Origin of the sequence: Affinundibacterium danionis (assembly GCF_042432465.1) — a bacterium.
Lineage (GTDB): Bacteria > Pseudomonadota > Gammaproteobacteria > Burkholderiales > Burkholderiaceae_D > Undibacterium > Undibacterium danionis.
The window spans coordinates 46,852-64,597 of sequence record NZ_JBHLXJ010000018.1 but is presented as its reverse complement, the minus strand read 5'-3'; the positions used below and the strand labels follow the sequence as shown (position 1 = coordinate 64,597).

The window sequence follows — 17,746 nt, the reverse complement described above, 5'->3', positions numbered from 1 at the left end:
TGTTTTGTTCTTTGGTGTGTTGGCAATTTAGGTTTAGACGGTTTTATAAATACCGAACCCACGCCTGCTTACTATGACGTTTGTAGAGCGCAAATTGTCGACACGGATAATAAAGCAATGGTACAAGTAGCGCAGCACCAAGCCAGACTTGCCATACTTGTTCAACGCCGAATCGTGTTCCATGATTTGCGCCAAAAATTTTCACCAAGACGCTTTGTAAAATTAAGAGCAAGTTCAAATGCAAAATGTAATAAAACATCGGTGCTGCGCCTATCTCAGCACAGAATTGAAGTAGGCGATTATTGTTTTTTTCTATCCACGCTAGACTGAGCAAACCAACTCCTATAGTGAGCAAACTAAATAAGAATGAAGGCGGATATTTTTGAAAATTCAAATATGACATTACTGTCGTAATCAAGTCTTGGTAATTGTGCCAATCTTGGTTTTCTCCGTAGATATTGAAGCTACGCAGAAGTAGAAGCAAGGCTAATGCAGAACATCCTATCGCGATTAAATAGCGTTGCCTTTGGCAACCTTCGATGCCTCGTTGATACAGCGGTCCGCAACAATAGCCGAGCAAGATGATGCCTATCCAAGGTAGCAGCGGATAACTGATCTTGATCATATTAAATGGCTCAAGTAAAAAGCCGCGTTGAAACAAAATCGTCCATATAGTATAGGCAGGATGATCCTGACTTAGCTTGATATCACTAATGCTATTGTGTCCAGCGACGATCAATAGTCCTAAGCTAAATAACACGGGCAATGGTAACTTATGCAGTAAACCTAAGCTTATCATTGCTAAGCCAATGACCCAAATGACTTGCAGATACCAGGTGTGCGGAGGGAAGTAGCCCGACCACGCAAAGTTGATGACCGTGAATTCTAGCAAGATCAGAAACGCACCGCGTTTTATTAAAAAACCAGTGGCATCGCGTTGCCCACCATGTAGATGTGCAGGGTGGGCGTACAACCAGGCAGATAGTCCCGCCAAAAAAACAAATATCGGCGCGCAAAAATGCGCACTTAAACGAGTAAAAAAAAGTGCAGGGTCGGTTTGATCGACTAGCATGGGATCGGCAACTTGTTTGTGCAGATAAATGGTTTCTCGCACATGATCAACGAGCATCAGCAGCATGATAAATCCGCGTAAACTATCAATGGCGCTAATTCTGTTGCGCAGAGTGGTGTTGGTAGTCATATTAGTGCTTAGAACTATAGTATGTTTGAGCGTCAATCAAATTGGCAGACGCGGGATAAAAAACGGCGTTTCGACAACGATCACTTTTATGTTCACCTTAATGATCACCTTAGTGATCACGTTAGGGATAAATCGCAGTCGAATCGCATCGTTTTCATTCAATGATCAAACCAAATTAAAATGACACTCGCAAATTGAGGTGCATTTGTCGTTCGCTTCCAGGCTGTACCCATAGCTGGCTGTAGGCACTTGCATAGTATTGACGGTTAAATAAATTGTTAACCTGGAAGTTCAGTTGCATCTGTGGATTGATACGGTAGTCAGCCAACAGCTTGACGGTCGTATACCCTGGCAGCATAAATTGACTACTAACCGCAACGTCGCCATACCGCTCGCCTATGTACTGTATGCCTAATCCTAATCCACTTGCATGTCCAGCTATCTGTAGGTTTTGCTTCAACACCACATTGGCGCTGTGGCGTGGGACGTTAGGAAAACGGCTTCCCGTTAAGATTAAATTATCACCGCGACTAACCTTTGCATCGGTGTAAGCATAAGCAGCTGCGACGCGCAGATTTTTGTTAATCTCGCCTTCGAGGTCGAGTTCCAATCCCTTGCTGTTGAGTTCTCCTGCAGTGACTGAGAAATCAGTGTTGATAGGATTGGTCGTCAGGACATTTTTCTTATCGATATTAAAAACCGCAATAGTGCTGGTGAGATTTTTTTGCGCGTTTTCCCACTTCATACCTAGCTCGTAAGAATGACTCTGCTCAGCTCGGAAGGCGGTATTATCTATGCTCACGCCACTGTTGGGACGAAAGCCTTTCGCTGCTGACAAGTAGAAAGCAAGACTCGGGCTTGATTGGTAGACCACACCGACTCGTGGACTATTCGATTGCAAAGATTGCTGATTCAAGGTGGCGGTGCGGCGATTTTCTATCGCTTGTTGGTAGCGATCTATCCGCATGCCAAGCAAAGTTTTCCATTGTGCATTCCAATCAATCTGATCTTGAAAGTAGAGAGCATTTGCCTCTTGATTTTCTTTGGTATTAATGGAGAGCGCTAATGGATCTGCTTGTTTCCCATACACAGGTCGGAAAATGTTGATGCTGTATGGATTGCTATTTGATGGGTTGCGTCGTAGTTGCACACGTTCATCAGCAAATTGTACATGCTCGATACCGAATAGGCTTTGGTGTTGAATACCAGCGATAGTGTGTTTTCCAGCTAACTCAATTCTTGCGCTGCGATCCGATGCGGAAAAGTCACGATAGCGTCGTTGACGCCGCAAATTTTCATTATCTGCTTGTAGTCCGCTGGCTTCTGTTGAATAGCCTTGAATTTCACTGTCGCGATAAGACAATCCCGATTGTAAAACCCAATTTGAGTTTAAATCATGCTGGAAAAATACTTGGTGTCCAAGTGATTTAACTTGCATGCGACCATCGCCTGGTTCACCTAGAAAGCGTGAATTGGGTATCGCGCCGAGTTGTCCTTTAATCGCGACCACACCGCGATCAAACGGTGATTTTTGTTTGCTTGCTTCAATTTCATAAGACAGTGTCGTATGGTCATTGATGCGCCATAGCATAGACGGCGCGATAAAGAGTTTGTCACTATTGAGATAATCGCGCGAGCTGTCACTTGATTCGCGCGCGAGATTGAGTCGATAGGCGAACTGTTCATTTAGGGGGCCGGTCAAATCGAGAGCGATACGTTTTTCTTGAAAACTACCCAGCTGAAAATCCATTTGAAAAGTACTATCAAAGCGTGGTTTTTTCGTCAGAATATTGATCGTGCCACCCGGTTCGCCACGACCATATAAAGCTGAGGCAGGTCCTTTTAATACTTCAATGGCATAGGTGTTGGCATTATCCCGCACACCGTTATAACCGCGACTAGAGTTGACGCCATTCACCATATAGTCAGAGCCAAAATTGGGATCGCCAGTAAAGCCGCGCATCGCATAGCTATCCCATAAACCACCGAGATTACTTTGACGTTGTATGCCACTACTGAGATCGAGTGCATCACGCAAGGTGTTGGCACCTGTATCGCGTAAAAGTTCTGCGCTAAGCACACGAGCACTTATGGGTAGGTCAATGAGTAAGCTATCCGTCTTGGTGGCACCAGCGACTGATAATTGTCGATATTGCGTTTGTCCCTGTATCTTGACTTGTTGCGGTTTGATGTCGTTGTCGGCCTCTGAAGACGCTGTATCCGATTGGGCCTTGGGCTGAATTTTAGATTGAATATCGTTAGTTGCTTGTGCCATTGCCAATGCTGGGTACAGGCTGATCAGGAGTAAAGCAAATGCGTTATTGGTGGAAGATTTCATGTTGCGTGAGGTCTGAATAAATTGTGTTTGTGATTTTGGTCGTCTGGTAAATGTCAAAGTGAGCAATAGAAGGGCTGATTCGGTTGCAGCCTGTGCTCGTACAATTCACATGTAATTGCTAGCCAGATTTTTGTTTAACAGTAAGCTCTTGAGATGTAATGTTAATAAATTGCTTAGGATGGTAGCCACTAAGATATTTCCTAAGTGAAATAAAGTGCAAATGCTCTGCGCAAGTTTTCCAGAATAATCATCAATTTCAATTGAGTAATTTGAAATAAAAGTCATGAATTTAGGTTAATTTTGAAATAATGTATCTAGAATCACGATATAGATTCTCAGTGGAAATAGATCGGTTTTTAAAATGCAACTTTGTTGCAAATACGGATTCTATGTTGAATTGTTTTTAAATGCAACATTGTTGCAAATAAAAATTCGAATAATTTGGAATATTCTTAGAACTGAGCAAAGTCAGACATGGACATTTTTATGAATATGAATCTGAGGTTTGACGGAGTTGCTGCGGGTGTCGTACGACAATCATAGCCTAAGCGTTGACTTGAATAATCTGCGTTGATTGATTCAGCACATTCCAGATATTTCTATCTTGTTGGGCTTTGTGATGCTTAGCGTAAACTTGAGTCTTGGCTCCTTAAGCTGAAATTTCAAACCAAAGCCTTAATCCAAAGTTTGACGATAACGTTTAAGCGCAATAAATCCCGCAAAAAATAAAAACGCTAACATCGGCCATAACTCTTGGGTCAGTTGTGCGATGGAATTGCCTTTCAATAAAATCCCGCGCACGATGCGTAAGAAATGGGTGAGTGGTAAGACTTCACCGATGTTTTGCGCCCACACTGGCATAGCGCGAAAAGGGAACATGAAGCCCGATAAAAGGATAGACGGCAAGAAGAAAAAGAAAGTCATCTGCATCGCCTGTAACTGATTTTTGGCGATGGTGGAAAAGGTAAAACCGACCGCGAGATTGGCCATGATGAAGATACCGATTAAGGCTAGCAGCAGCGGTAAACTACCCACCATAGGCACGTCAAATATCACAAAGGCGGCGCTGATGATGACGGTCAATTGGATGTAGCCGATTAAGACATAGGGCAGAATTTTGCCTATCATTACTTCGGCTGGGCGCACGGGCGTTGCGAGTAAATTTTCCATAGTGCCACGTTCACGTTCGCGCGTCATGGCTAGTGAGGTGAGCATGACCATCGTCATGGTGAGTATCGTGCCTATCAAACCGGGTACGATGTTGTAACGCGATAAGCCTTCTGGGTTATAGCGTTTGTGGATGCGCACTTCATAAGCAGGAGTGGTGTTTTGTAAGTAGCGTAATGGACCAACTAAATCGTGTCGCAAGGCCAGTGGTACGATCGCGTTGATAGCCGAGATCGCATTGCCAGCGGCGGATGGATCGGTCGCATCGGCAGAGAGTAAGATGCTGGGCTTTTCACCACGAATTAATTTTTGACTAAAGTCAGGCGGGATCACGAGCATGAATTGGACTTTGCCGTTTTCCACTAAGGCATCGGCATCGCGTTCACTAAAGCCTACATGGTCAATCCGAAAGTAGCCAGTATTTTGTAAGGCGGCCGAAAAACTTCGCGCCAGAGGGCCATGGTCCAGATTGACTAGAGCAGTGGGTAGGCCTTTCGGGTCGGTGTTGATGGCATAGCCAAACATGATTAGCTGCATGATGGGAATGCCAACGGCCATAGCGAATGTTAAGCGGTCACGCATCATTTGCTGAAACTCTTTGATGAAGACGGCTAACATGCGTGCTAGAGAAAAACGATTCATCGCATCACCTGCGACCGAGCATTATCTTTTGCGAAGTTGTCTGGCGCGGCGCTGATCATGCTGATAAAGACATCTTCTAAATTGGCACTACTAGGCGTGATTTGTAATTGTTCATGGCGGATTTGGTCGAGTGCCGCTAGCACTAATTGTTCATCCAATCCAGCGACATGAACCGAGTTGCCAAAAGCGGCGACGCTGAGTATACCCGGCGCTGATTTTAACGGTGCTAATAGACTGCCCAGATTAGGACCTTGCACGGTCCATACTTTCAATGCAGAGTCAGCAATGATTTGAGCTTCGGTACCACGCGCTAAAATTTTGCCGTACGCGATATAGACTAATTCATGGCAACGTTCAGCTTCATCCATGTAATGGGTCGAAACTAAAACCGTGATCCCTTGCGCGGCGAGGTCATGAATCTGATCCCAGAATTCACGACGGGCACGTGGATCAACGCCCGCAGTCGGCTCATCCAGTAAGAGCAAGCGCGGTTGATGAATTAAGCAAGCAGCAAGTGCTAATCTTTGTTTCCAACCGCCCGATAGCGAGCCTGCCAATTGCGATTGACGAGCGCTTAATCCCAAGCGTTCTAAGCATGCATCGACGGCTTCTTTACGCTGAGGTAGTTCAAATAAGCGCGCAACAAAGTCGAGATTTTGGCGTATGGAGAGATCTTCATACAAGCCAAACTTTTGCGTCATATAGCCAACTTGACGTTTAATTTTTGCGGCGTCTTTAAAAATATCTAAACCGAGGCAGGTGCCATTCCCAGCATCGGGTGTTAGCAAACCACACAGCATGCGTATGGTTGTCGTTTTACCGCTGCCATTGGGGCCGAGGAAGCCGCAAATACTACCTTGTGCGACTTGTATAGCGACTTGATCAACGACCTTGCGACCATCGTAGGATTTACTCAGTCCAGTGACATCAATCGCTAAGGAGCTCACGATTTTTTCTCCGTACTAGCTTGGACAGGCTGCACAGCTTGAGCAGCTTGAACAGGCTGGATACGCAGAACATCAATTGGCTGTCCCGGATGCAAATTGGCGGATGAGGGATCAGGTTTAGCCTCGACCATGAACACTAATTTAGCACGTTGTGAGTTGGAATAAATGACTGGTGGTGTGTATTCGGCCTGCGTCGAAATGCGTGTGATAGTGGCTTTGATTCCCGTGCCACATTGATCGCACACGATCTGTAACGCTTGTCCAGTTTTGAGTGTTGCAATGTCGCCTTCTGGTACGAAGAAACGTAATTTGACATTGCTGGGTGGGAGTAAAGATAGGATAGGTTGGCCTGCCGCAACGACCTCGCCCGCACGGAAAAAGACTTCGGCGATTTGTCCTGCGACGGGGGCATTTTGAGATTTTTGAGCGCTACGCCAGTTGGCTTGTCGTAGTGCTTGTTGGGCTGCGTTCGCATTGGCAAGAGCTGCTTTACGTTCATCTATGCGGGAGGGTAATTGGGCGACCGCTACTGCCGCGTTGAGTTCTTTGACACGGGCTTGAGTGAGTTTGACATTCGTCAGCGCATCGTCAAGTTTGGCTTTTGAGATAAAGCCTTGAGTCAGCAATTGCTGTTGGCGTTGCAGTTCATTTTGTGCCAGTGTTGCCTGCGCTGTGGCATTCGCAAGTTGCGCTTGTATGACCGCCAATTCATCTTGACGTCGACCTTTTTCTGTATTGTCGGCTTGCGCTTGGGCGATCTTGAGTTTGGCCGCGATTTCCTCACGACTCGCTTCTTCAGGCTCTTTGTCGAGTTGGAATAAGAGCGTATTTGCTGCATCCTGCTGTCCAGCCGCGACATTGAGTTGCTCGATGCGGCCACCGAGAGGAGAGGATAAATACAGATATTCTCCTTCGACATAACCTGACCACGTTTGCGGTGGTGTGGGCTGACAGGCTGTGAAGCTTAGGCTGGTGACTGTCATGAGAGTGATGAAGCCTATGCGTTGGAGGATGCCAACTGGTGGCGCAACTGTTGGCGTAACTAGTGGCGTGTTGAGGTTGGACATGAGCATCATAGACTCTCGTTTCAGGTTAGCTTAGGGATGAGCGCTTGCTATCAGCTTGGAAAGCGCTTAGCGCGAATAAAGCACGATCAACCCGCTCTGCAATGCCGCTGTCACTAAGCACGGTGTCATGCATTTGCGTCTGATACATATTCGGCATAAAGCCGAGTTGCATCACGCGCGGTGCGATTAACATGGGTGCCGCTATCGACCCCATTAAAAACGTAAAAGCTTGCATTGGAGCGACTGGTTCTAGCGCTTTATCAAGTATTGCTTGCTGAATCAAGCTCAAGATTAGTTGTAGATGACGTGTGCCATTTTTCTGTAAAAATTGATTAGCAATGGCGTCACCACGATTGGCATCTGACCATACACGACCTAGCCACCCGCCATGTTCCCGCAGCAGCCGGGCAAGCAGCAGCAAGGTCTGTCGTAAACGTTGTATTGCGCTACCCGGATGCTGAGTTTCTGCCTGCAATTGCTGAAATAAATCCTCATACATGGATTGCAATAAGATGGACAAAAAATTGTCTTTACTACGAAAGTGGTAATGAAACATGCCCATATTCACTTGCGCGTGTTCAGTCAAAGCGCGCAGAGACAAGTCGCAGCACCCGCAGTGAGGGAAGAGCTCACGCCCACTTTGCAGTAAAGTTTGATCAATATTTTGTGAAGGTCTAGCCATGGTGATGAATTTATTTATTATTAGGCGAGTGACTAATAATGGCTAGTTTGCGACTAAATCGGCACTAGGTCAAGCATCAGTTTGCAAGCTTGATTACTATTAAATTGGTCCGCTCGAATCAAATGGCAGGCGGGCTTCAACCACCAGCATCATGGTTCTAATGTCGGCACATAATCGACATACGCGTCAAAAATCCATCCTTGCATGTCGATGTATTCTTCTCTAGACCGTAGCGGTATCGAATAGATCTTCACCTTGATCCAACGCCCTTCACGGGTCGCAATCGTTTCGCAGGAGCGATTGCTGTCGACAACTTCAAACATAGTGCCAAACGGCAGCGTGTCGATCTTATTGCTATTGGCATCGGCTTCGCTACGTAGTTGTACTTTGTCGGCGATTAGTACCGCATAGTGCTTGGTGTTGGCGTTACAACTTAATACTTTGTTTGGCGCTTTGCATTGACCGCTTTTGTAATAATCAAAGATATCGGCGAGGGCTTTTAGATCTTTTATCTGTGTTTCATTTCCCTTTGGTGGAAAGGCGATGCCCATGCAAGTTTTACCTGGTATGCATTCGGGAATACTGACCCCAGTTTGCGGGCTACCGATTGAGCCGCCTTCATACTCGCAGCGATTTTGAATATCATCTTTTACTGATTTAGGTAAAGGCGCTTCGATGAGCGCGCTGCACCAGGTGTAGCTGTAGGCTCTGCGGGCGATGCTGATGATTGAGCGCTCATAGATTTCCATCGTAGTTGTTTTTCGAAAATCTGCGCCCGAGTCGCACAGGTTTTTTACCACGCCAAGGTGCGCATTGGCGGTGGCGTAGGCGAGTGGTGTGGCGCCAGATCCATTTGGACTATCGAGTGGATAGCCTTCTTTGGCTAGGAAGTCGAAAGTGGTTTTATCTGCGCCACTTTCTGCGGCCACGTCAATGACGCTGCAATATCGATTTTGACGACAGCGCTCTAACCATTTAGCTGTTTTGTAGGCGTTCAACATCGATAGTTTTTGCGTCGCGTCTGTAATCGCGACGGCTTCGTTCATCAGATAGTTTTCGACGATGGCACGCCATTCCTTGCTGATATTGGCTGCAATGTAGGTATTTGCTTTGCTCAGATCGGTGTCGCCTGCGCGGCTTGCTGTAACGAGATTCAAGTAGTCATCAAACCACGTCGATTTTTTTGCACCTTTTTTACATAAACCGGCTTTCATAAAACTGGTAGTGATCACCTCCGCTGCACGCGCTCGTGCATGCAGCAAGGCGTAACCTTGGTCTTGGCTTGGCGAATTTAATCTTTCGCTTAGCCTCTCCACAACAGGTGCCACTGCCACCTTTTTTCCTTCGTGTTGATAGCTGACACTTACGAGCGGATTGACACCATTTTCACAATGCAGCTTGACCACAGCGAAGCTATCAGCAATCGTATTTTCTTGCGGTAAATTGACTACCGCGGCTGCTTCGAGCGATTCTGCGCCAGACTTAAATCCTTTGCTCAGCAGCCATTCCACCATCTGCGGTTTAGGATGGTTCATGCTAGCCCACTGCATCGGTTTGCAATCGCGCAGCTTGTTACAGGCTTTTACCCAGCCAAGACTATCAAGATACTGCGTCAACGCCACATTGCCGGAAGACGCAGCGAAATTCAAAGCCAAACTAAGCTGATCACCGCTGTATTTTTCTTTAGATAAAATACGTTTCACCGCAGCTAAATCACCATTGATAAAAAACTGCCCATCGGTTTCTTCCCATGTTGAGCTATGCGCCGATAGGCTAGTCGTTACCAGTGCGATATAAGTGAGGGATAGTATGAACGACTTGATGAATGGTTTCATGGTGCAAGCTCGTAAAGACGGTAACAACTAACTTTGTGACTTAAGTAGTTGCTCGATTTCGGTCTGCACTTTTTTGACATTATCAATCGCAAAAAAACCAAATTTTTCTGTACTCCGATCGCCATCATTATCCAGATAGGTTCTTGTTTGTAGAATTAAATCACCAGAACCATTTGCATGCTGAATGCGTTCTATGTTTTTGATCTGATCCAATGGTATGGATTTGACGGTGATCGTCTTGATGCCTGATATGGTTATCGCACGTTGATCTGTCACCGCATAGACCATTGAACGTGCATTCTTTTTTAACCAAAACGGCGAGCTAAGTCCCATGATACCGATCAGAAAAAACGGCAATCCAAAAAGTGGGAATAAACTCCAGCCTTCTTCAAAACTAGGAATTTCAAATCCTGATGCGCCAGCGATCCAAAATATAGAAAAAGCTGTCCAAGGTATAAAGAAAAACCACAATTTCATACCCGATTTCATGTAAATGCTTGGAATCGGTTGGCCTGCCCAGGTGATGATCTCGCCTGCCTTTAATTCAGAACGAAGTCTTTCGTGTAAATGCTCAGGGATATTGAATGTGTTGATCATGCTTTTGAGCTAATATTTAAATGATAAAGGCCTAGTATAGCGGTTTGTGGATGGCGAAATAAGTTGTAAATGTGAACTCATCTAGGGCGGGTGAGATTGTAACTGCTCAGGGATTATTTAGCTGTCCGCGCGAGTCGAAATCCTAGGTCATCTACGTGGAAAGTGGGATGGCTCTTTCGGCGGCACGACGCACGACAACCTCGCGGAGAGTCGAACCAACCGCCACCACGGAAGACTCGATAAGAACCATAGACCTTCGCGTCGTAAATATCCCAACACCACTCCCAAACATTACCAATCATGTCGTAGAGACCCCAGTTATTTGACTTCTTTGTTCCGACCTCATGCAGATATTGGCCTGAGTTATCGCGATACCAAGCAATCTCACTTAGTTCGCCGTATCTGACCTCGGTACTACCTGCTCTGCAGGCGTGTTCCCATTCTGCTTCTGAAGGTAGCCTGTAGCCATCTAGTTCCCAGTCGCACGACACTTCACCGGCAGTATCAAACGAATAGCATTTTGGTAATCCAGCCTGTTGGGAGAGTTGGTTGCAGAAGTGAATAGCATCGATCCAAGAAATATCGACGATAGGTTTATTCCGGTCGTTAATGTTAACGACTTGATCTCTGGCTATGAAGTGGAAGTACTGCTCTTGAGTGACGACAAACTTGCTTATGAGGTAGGGCCGCAGATGGACTGTCCAAAAGCGATCTGTTCCCTCATCTTTCAGTGTGATTGTGCCAGCATCTATCCTCACCATTTCAGCAGCAATATGCTCGGTAGCAGCGCCTTGTTGTTTATTCTGATTCATGTTTTGTGCATTCGGAATCGTTGTCATGATGCCCAACTAGATGTAGTCGTAACAATGTCGCCTAAAATTTCAGGTGACGATGCATAATACGCCTCATACAACCCATCTTAAATCCGCATAACTACTAGTTTTTCTCTATTTTCTCTAATTATCGGTAATTGCCATCGTACAAAAATAGCAATGAAAAGTGTAGGCGATAAAGAGAATGATCCTAGCAAATTATGAAGTGGCGTCAAACAAGCAAATTTCTTTGTTGCCGTGCGATTTCTTATTCAGACCTAAAAAAGACGTAATAGACAAATCGATGTGGGAAATCGCCTTTGAATTAAATTCCGCGCACTTTACACTGTACCTATCACCAACGCTTAGTGATGCGGCACGATTTCGTTTTTAGCTTCAACCTCGAGCACAGGGGCGGGTGATTTGAGTGCTTTACTGCTTTGTCCTTCAGTGGGGATTTCTATCCAATCGAGGCGACCTTTTTCGCATAATTGGGTGACTTTGAAATACTGTTTACCGACTTCGTCGCTGAGTTTGACTTGGATAGAAAATTCGTCGTAATAGGCGTCAGGCAATTGGCCGCCGCTCCACGTCACTTCGCGCACGCCTGTGGTGATGGTTTTGCCATGCGATTCGTAAGGCTTGCTCAGAGTTTGGCTCACAGTATCAATTTTCCAGCCGGGTTTTAGCATAGGTTTTGCGCCTGTTGCCGCTTCTGGCAAATTGATTTTGACCGTATGGGTGGTACTACCGTCGCAGCCGTGACCGATTTTAAAAGTGAGCTTGTGGTAGCTGCCAGCTTTGGCTTTTGTTTGTTCTAGCGTGACGTGGGCGTCTGCTAGGTTGGTGATGGTGAACAGGCAGAGAGGTAAAAGAAGTCTTTTCATGATGTTTTTAGCTGGCGCTTTAGATTAAAACTTGGCTAGTGTGATCGCTCGGTGAATTGCTCGGCGTCGTGAGTTTGATTTCAATGACCGGCGATGTTGGGGTTCTCTGTATCGCTTGATTTAAATAGAAAACATAACCGTGCCAGATCGCCAATGCCACAATCGCAGCCACATTGAAACAACGTAGCGTGTTGAAAAACATGGATAAATTCGACTTCATATCTCCTCCGGTTTTTGCCCAATTGCTTGGCGTGTTTAGACTTGTTTATCTTGTTTGGCTTGTACGATTCGAAGGCGAGAGTCCAGCGAGGCGAAGAGCCAAAGTCACTGGATCCCTGCCTTCGCAGGGATGACACTTCATTTCTTTCGATTTATCTGAATAGTGCTTGCTGTTTAATGTTACATCTTGTGTGCTGAGGCATTCATCGCTTTGCCAACCGCTTTGACTTCGATGGTTTGTGTCTTCTTATCTTTACCTTCGATGGTCAGTGTCAATGGCACGATATCGCCTTCTTTGACTTGTGCGTTTAAGCCCATCAGCATCACGTGATAGCTGCCTGGTTTTAGTTCGACTGCTTTACCCGCTGGCAGATCTAAGCTCATGATTTGACGCATTTTCATAACGTCTTTATCCATTTCCATGGTGTGAATTTCTACCGATTTTGCGGCGGGAGAGGTGGCGGAAATGATTTTGGCATCTTGGGTTGAAGTTAATTGCATAAATGCGCCAGTGGCTTTTTGTTGCGGTACAGTCGCGCGCACCCAAGGATCTTTTACCGCAACTTGTGAGAAGGCAGCAGCACTGATGGTTAAGCTGAGTGCGGCGAAGAGTGGAGTGATGATTTTTTTCATGGTCTTTCCTTTCGTTGGTATGGACTACATAGAATACAAAGTTAGTTACATTAGATGGCTGCAAAAATCTAAGCGGCATGCTGCATTAATTGACGAATATCAGATGCGAATTGATCGGCGCTATGTTCATGTCGCATCGCTAATCGTATTTTCCCTGTGGTGTCGAACAGATAGCTCAAAGTCGAGTGATCCATGGTGTAACTACTGCCAGTGGCGACCTTAGCATAGAAGACTTTAAACTCGTCGGCAACTTGTTTTGTCTGTTCGGCGGTGCCACGAAGGCCGATAAAACTAGGGTCAAAATTTTGTGTGTAAGCGCGCATTAGGTCGGCGGTGTCGCGTTCGGGATCGATGCTGATGAAAATCACCTGTAACTTATTACCGTCTTTACCTAGTAATTGTTTGACTGCGGCTGCGCGCGCTAGGGCAGTAGGGCAGATATCAGGGCACTGAGTAAAGCCAAAAAATACCAAGACATAACGTCCTTTAAAATCGGCCAGTTGGCGCTGCTTGCCGTCGCTGTCATTGAGTTTGAAATCGCGACAATAATCAGCACCTGTGATGTCGATACTATTAAATTTGAGTGTGGCTTTGTTACATGCCGTGAGCGCAAGTGCCAAGCTACTGATTAAGAAAGTTCGACGTGCTTGATGGATAGATATTGGGGTGTGCATATAAGTCTTCTTAAGCATGATTTGTTTTGCGTCGCAGGAACATCGTCACGGCTTCAATGATGAGTAGCAGCACAAGGCTGATGCCAAAAACTGGTAGCGCGTAGCCCAATAAAAGCAAGATAAGGTATATCCACCAAGGAATCGCAAGCGCGTGGCTGCTATCGATTGCGGGTGCGGAAAGACTGCCCGCTTTGCGTCTTTGTAGCCACATGACATAGCCAGATACCACAGAAAAAATCGTTGAGAGTGCAACGAGGATAAGTAAGGCTTGATTCCACCAACCAAATTCGCCTCGATGAAAAGGAATGCCGACCGCTGTTGCTTGTGCTAGCAAAGGCAAATTACCCCAGCCTGATTGATAAAGCGCGGCGCCCGTGTACGCATCAAGCACAAGTTGGAAGCGTTTTTGTGGTTGGGTGCGATCAAAACTTTCGATGCGCCATACACCTCGTTCGGATTTGGGTGGCGTCAATTGCATTTGAATCTCGGGTGCGAGTTGGCGCGCTTTACGGTAAATCGCCTCTGCACTTAATGCTGGTATTCCTGGTGTAAATGTTGACGCTAATTCCTTAGGCGCTCTGGGCGAAGATTGTTTGAGCGCCGTTTGCATCGCTCTGAAATTCTCACCCGCATACTTGGACCAGGTGATCCCAGTAAGCAGGATGGTCAAGGTCAGAGCACTAAATACAATGCTGCTGATGCTATGAAAATAACGCCAGTTAACACGTTGATTTTGACTGCGATTCCAGCGTAGCACACTACGCCAATTTGTTTTGCCGCGTGGCCACCATAAGTAGATGCCAGTGATCAGCATCATAATCATCCAACTAGCACCTAGCTCAATCAGCCAGCGCCAACCGTCGCCTTGTAATACGGTCGAATGTAATTTACTCGCCCATTCTTTGAAGCGACCGTCTTCAGCTATCGTACCTTGCAGTGCTAGCGTTCCAGGGTTGAGATAGGCGATGAATGGGCCGGTTGAGCGAGTGCTTGCGGTTGGCGCGTGATGTTGGTGTTCTAGATTGCTCACGTCGCTTGCTTTGTTATTTTCAACAGTTGTAGGTGCTGCACGCTTTTTCTTGTCTCCGAAAACGAATTGTGTGGTCTGCGTGTTGGTAAACGCAGGAATGATCGTGCGTAGCGCATCGTTTGGAAATTGCATTCTCACAGCAGCGATTTGTGCGTCTAGATTTTGATGTGGTGCCACCGCATTTACTGTGTCTAATTCAGCGTGACGCCAGGCTTCGATCTGCGGCGAGAACACATACAGCAAGCCAGTGAGTGCAGCGAAGAGAATAATTGGCGCAGTAAGTAGGCCAGCCCAAAAATGTAGCCGCCAAAAAACACGTTGTAGTAGGGCGCTGCGCTTATTTTGTGTTTGCATGTTTTTCCTTATACCGATTAGTGGTTTTTTTGTAGGGCGGGTGCAATTCGCGCCGCACAATCGCTCGATGTTTTGGCGGGGCGGGTTTTACCTGCCCTACAATTTTTAACTCAATAATCAAACTCAATAATCAAACTCAATAATCAAACTCAATAATCAAACTCAATAATCAAACTTCAGCTCAGCCACCACACTGCGCTGGGTATAAGGATGAAATGCCCAATACTTTTTGTTGTTCAGATTGTCGATACCAATCGCTACGCTCCATTGTTTGTCGAACTTGTAGCGAACCCGTAAATCAGCCACCAAGAAACTAGAGAAGCCGAAGTAGGTGAAAGCATTGCTGTCGCTATTGTCTAAAGAGCCGTATTGACGACCACTGTAGCGCACGCCCAGTGTGGTTGTCAGTTGGTCGTTGGCGCGATAGCTGGCGACGAAATTAGCACGCCATTGTGGTACACGCGGCTGCCATTTGCCGACGCTCATCTGAAACTTATCGTTCTTAACAATTTTTGAATCGGCATATGTCACACTGGCGGCGAGATCGAGACCGTTGATCATCACGTCACTATTTTGATATGCCAGCTCTAAACCATTGGTGCGGATTTTGTCGACGTTTTGAATATTCGTGATGTTTGGCGTGACTAAGGTATTGGTTTGCGAATACAGCGCGTCATCGGTGTCTTCATGGAAGAAAGTTGCACGCAATAAGCCTTTGCCATCGTTGAGTGATTGTTCCGCACTCCATTCGCTGGTCCAAGATTTTTCCGGTTTGAGATTAGGATCGTTGTTGACGATGGTTTGTGTCGATACCGTTCCTTGATAGAGTTCAGACACTGTAGGCATGCGTACTGCACGTCCTAGCGATGCTTTTATGGTGAGTTCATCAGTTGCGCGGAATGCTAATGCGGCCTTGGGGGAGAAGTAGTTTTCCTTGCGTGTGCCAAAAGCCAAGGTGGTGCTGGCGTTGGAGATCGCACCATCCTGTGCTGACCATTGTTCAAAACGGCCGCCTAGTATGGTTTTCCATGTCGGATTGATGCGCCATGCATCTTGGAGATAAATGCTGCTCAATTCAGAATCGCCACGGAAAGCCGAAAAGCGTTTGCTGGCTGCGTCGTTGATCCAGTCAGTGGTGTCGGATACCAAGGTACGCAATTTGTAAGCTTCGCGTTGATAGCCGAATTCTGCGATATGTTCAGCATTCGGACGCCAGATACCTTTTAAGGCGAGCGTGTTCCAACCTGTGCCGCTGCCATCGGTGATACGACCAGCACCGCCTACGTCTGCGCTTGGGATTGCTACGGTTGGTGCACGTGCTATATCTTTGTTGTAATCATATAGGCTAGCCGCTAATTCCCAATCCCACGTGCCTTTGGTATTGCTTTTTACGTGTAATCCGTGGGTAATATGTTCGAGCTGATTTTTGCTATTCGCCATATCGGTAGGGTTGATCGTATATTTTTTGCCGGCGATGTTCACGTCGCCGCTATACACCGCGTTGCCAGTGGTATCGCGTAAATAGCTTTCAACCGAGCTATTCATATCATTGCGCCATACGCCATAGGTGTAGCTGGCTCTGAGCGTGGGGGTAATGTCATACGCCAGTTTGACTTTGGCATGATCTTGTATGGTGTGATATTGACCAGTTGCAGCCATTAACCACCAGTCTTGGCCTTGCGGATTCTTGCCTGCGATTGCGCCAGTGACGGGTTTTCCAGCGCTACCAGTGATGCCGGTAGAAACCAGTTTATTGGTGAATGCAATTGGGTGACCATCGCTATCTAAACGATTGATATTCACCCACCAAGAGAAAGCACCTTGTTTATCACCGAGGCTGCCACTGAGTTGTTTGCCGCTAAATTTTTTGTCAGTGCCGTATTCTTGGAAATTCTCCGAGAAGCCAACCAGCTTGGCATGGGCTTCAAATTTTTCTGGCATGCGAGTGACGTAGTCGACCACCGCGCCAACTGAGTTGCCTGAATAAGCAGCAGAAAATGGCCCGTACAAGACATCAACACGTTGGATTTCTTCTGGCGTGACTAAGCCCCAGCGTGGCGTAAAGGTTGCGCCATTACCTAATAAATTGGATAAAAGGATGCCATCTGCGTACACCATAGAGCGCGCACTATTGCCCGTGCCTGATGCGCGTGTTGCCAATACCGCGTGATTGTAATCACCAACATAGCGCTTGCGCACTAGTAAGCTTGGTAGATATTTGAGTGCATCTTCGGCATCAATCGCATTGATGGTGGTCGCTAAGGTTTTGGCACTGATGCCTTCAATAGTGGTGGGAATTTCTGTTGGCAAAGTCGTTGGCCTATCGCCTTTGATCGTGACGCGCTCTATTTGTGTTTGACGATTTTGTTGATTGTCTTGTTTGGTATTGTGATCATCCGCTGCGAAAGCATAGGCAGAGAAGAATGGAAAGGCGGCAATAATCGCTAATGCGATGGCATTTTGTTGGAGTGCGTTTTTCATGAAATAAATGTTCAATACCTGACGCAAAAATCCTTAGGACTTGTGCGCAGAAAAATCAAAAATCAAAATGGAACTTTGTTTTACCGCGTGAATAATTCAAATTGATTATTCTCTTCAGTAACAAAGCCCGAGATAAAGTGCGACGCGGCAGCCTTATTCCATGCTAGATGAATACGGCTG

15 protein-coding genes are annotated in these 17,746 nt (G+C 46.3%); all 15 read right to left on the bottom strand.

The annotated features are described in order from the left end of the window. Positions 1–43: 43 nt before the first annotated feature. Complete coding sequence (locus tag ACFFJH_RS16455; protein WP_390214031.1) at positions 44–1,201, bottom strand: acetyltransferase domain-containing protein; 1,158 nt, start codon at positions 1,199–1,201, stop codon at positions 44–46. Between the two features lie 175 nt (positions 1,202–1,376). Then, positions 1,377–3,539 carry a TonB-dependent siderophore receptor gene (locus tag ACFFJH_RS16450; protein WP_390214030.1) on the bottom strand — a complete coding sequence of 721 codons (2,163 nt, stop codon included), beginning with the start codon at positions 3,537–3,539 and terminating at the stop codon, positions 1,377–1,379. A 675-nt stretch (positions 3,540–4,214) separates the two neighbouring features. Continuing rightward, complete coding sequence (locus ACFFJH_RS16445) at positions 4,215–5,348, bottom strand: ABC transporter permease (RefSeq protein ID WP_390214029.1); 1,134 nt, start codon at positions 5,346–5,348, stop codon at positions 4,215–4,217. After that, a complete protein-coding gene (locus tag ACFFJH_RS16440; RefSeq protein WP_390214347.1) occupies positions 5,345–6,298 on the bottom strand; it encodes an ABC transporter ATP-binding protein in 954 nt (317 codons plus the stop codon). The genes ACFFJH_RS16445 and ACFFJH_RS16440 overlap by 4 nt, the downstream gene beginning before the upstream one ends. Beyond that, on the bottom strand, positions 6,292–7,371 hold the full coding sequence (locus ACFFJH_RS16435) for an HlyD family secretion protein (RefSeq protein WP_390214028.1): 1,080 nt from the start codon (positions 7,369–7,371) through the stop codon (positions 6,292–6,294). The genes ACFFJH_RS16440 and ACFFJH_RS16435 overlap by 7 nt, the downstream gene beginning before the upstream one ends. A gap of 16 nt (positions 7,372–7,387) precedes the next feature. After that, positions 7,388–8,044: a TetR/AcrR family transcriptional regulator gene (locus tag ACFFJH_RS16430; RefSeq protein ID WP_390214027.1), complete on the bottom strand. Its 657-nt coding sequence runs from the start codon at positions 8,042–8,044 to the stop codon at positions 7,388–7,390. A 149-nt stretch (positions 8,045–8,193) separates the two neighbouring features. Continuing rightward, positions 8,194–9,879, bottom strand: a complete 1,686-nt coding sequence (locus ACFFJH_RS16425) for a hypothetical protein (protein WP_390214026.1) — start codon at positions 9,877–9,879, stop codon at positions 8,194–8,196. A 27-nt stretch (positions 9,880–9,906) separates the two neighbouring features. Next, a complete protein-coding gene (locus tag ACFFJH_RS16420) occupies positions 9,907–10,476 on the bottom strand; it encodes a PH domain-containing protein (protein ID WP_390214025.1) in 570 nt (189 codons plus the stop codon). 113 nt (positions 10,477–10,589) lie between these two features. Further along, complete coding sequence (locus tag ACFFJH_RS16415) at positions 10,590–11,315, bottom strand: formylglycine-generating enzyme family protein (protein ID WP_390214024.1); 726 nt, start codon at positions 11,313–11,315, stop codon at positions 10,590–10,592. Between the two features lie 338 nt (positions 11,316–11,653). Then, entirely contained in the window at positions 11,654–12,175 is a 522-nt protein-coding gene (locus ACFFJH_RS16410; protein WP_390214023.1) for a YcnI family copper-binding membrane protein, read from the bottom strand. Between the two features lie 19 nt (positions 12,176–12,194). After that, the gene (locus ACFFJH_RS16405) at positions 12,195–12,395 is read right to left on the bottom strand and encodes a hypothetical protein (protein WP_390214022.1); all 201 of its coding nucleotides are present in this window, start codon (positions 12,393–12,395) and stop codon (positions 12,195–12,197) included. Between the two features lie 179 nt (positions 12,396–12,574). Beyond that, entirely contained in the window at positions 12,575–13,027 is a 453-nt protein-coding gene (locus ACFFJH_RS16400; RefSeq protein WP_390214021.1) for a copper chaperone PCu(A)C, read from the bottom strand. Positions 13,028–13,095: 68 nt separating this feature from the next. Continuing rightward, positions 13,096–13,701 (bottom strand): SCO family protein, encoded by a 606-nt coding sequence (locus ACFFJH_RS16395; RefSeq protein ID WP_390214020.1) that lies wholly within the window; start codon positions 13,699–13,701, stop codon positions 13,096–13,098. A 10-nt stretch (positions 13,702–13,711) separates the two neighbouring features. Further along, the gene (locus tag ACFFJH_RS16390; RefSeq protein ID WP_390214019.1) at positions 13,712–15,085 is read right to left on the bottom strand and encodes a PepSY-associated TM helix domain-containing protein; all 1,374 of its coding nucleotides are present in this window, start codon (positions 15,083–15,085) and stop codon (positions 13,712–13,714) included. Between the two features lie 162 nt (positions 15,086–15,247). Continuing rightward, positions 15,248–17,566: a TonB-dependent receptor gene (locus tag ACFFJH_RS16385; protein WP_390214018.1), complete on the bottom strand. Its 2,319-nt coding sequence runs from the start codon at positions 17,564–17,566 to the stop codon at positions 15,248–15,250. Between the last annotated feature and the right edge of the window lie 180 nt (positions 17,567–17,746).

Excerpts from the sequence above, each read along its gene's own strand:
- ACFFJH_RS16395 (WP_390214020.1), bottom strand. The coding sequence starts at position 13,701 with ATGCACACCCCAATATCTATCCATCAAGCACGTCGAACTTTCTTAATC.
- ACFFJH_RS16430 (WP_390214027.1), bottom strand. The coding sequence starts at position 8,044 with ATGGCTAGACCTTCACAAAATATTGATCAAACTTTACTGCAAAGTGGG.
- ACFFJH_RS16400 (WP_390214021.1), bottom strand. The coding sequence starts at position 13,027 with ATGAAAAAAATCATCACTCCACTCTTCGCCGCACTCAGCTTAACCATC.
- ACFFJH_RS16445 (WP_390214029.1), bottom strand. The coding sequence starts at position 5,348 with ATGAATCGTTTTTCTCTAGCACGCATGTTAGCCGTCTTCATCAAAGAG.
- ACFFJH_RS16410 (WP_390214023.1), bottom strand. The coding sequence starts at position 12,175 with ATGAAAAGACTTCTTTTACCTCTCTGCCTGTTCACCATCACCAACCTA.
- ACFFJH_RS16455 (WP_390214031.1), bottom strand. The coding sequence starts at position 1,201 with ATGACTACCAACACCACTCTGCGCAACAGAATTAGCGCCATTGATAGT.
- ACFFJH_RS16450 (WP_390214030.1), bottom strand. The coding sequence starts at position 3,539 with ATGAAATCTTCCACCAATAACGCATTTGCTTTACTCCTGATCAGCCTG.
- ACFFJH_RS16425 (WP_390214026.1), bottom strand. The coding sequence starts at position 9,879 with ATGAAACCATTCATCAAGTCGTTCATACTATCCCTCACTTATATCGCA.
- ACFFJH_RS16385 (WP_390214018.1), bottom strand. The coding sequence starts at position 17,566 with ATGAAAAACGCACTCCAACAAAATGCCATCGCATTAGCGATTATTGCC.
- ACFFJH_RS16390 (WP_390214019.1), bottom strand. The coding sequence starts at position 15,085 with ATGCAAACACAAAATAAGCGCAGCGCCCTACTACAACGTGTTTTTTGG.
- ACFFJH_RS16435 (WP_390214028.1), bottom strand. The coding sequence starts at position 7,371 with ATGATGCTCATGTCCAACCTCAACACGCCACTAGTTACGCCAACAGTT.
- ACFFJH_RS16420 (WP_390214025.1), bottom strand. The coding sequence starts at position 10,476 with ATGATCAACACATTCAATATCCCTGAGCATTTACACGAAAGACTTCGT.
- ACFFJH_RS16405 (WP_390214022.1), bottom strand. The coding sequence starts at position 12,395 with ATGAAGTCGAATTTATCCATGTTTTTCAACACGCTACGTTGTTTCAAT.
- ACFFJH_RS16415 (WP_390214024.1), bottom strand. The coding sequence starts at position 11,315 with ATGACAACGATTCCGAATGCACAAAACATGAATCAGAATAAACAACAA.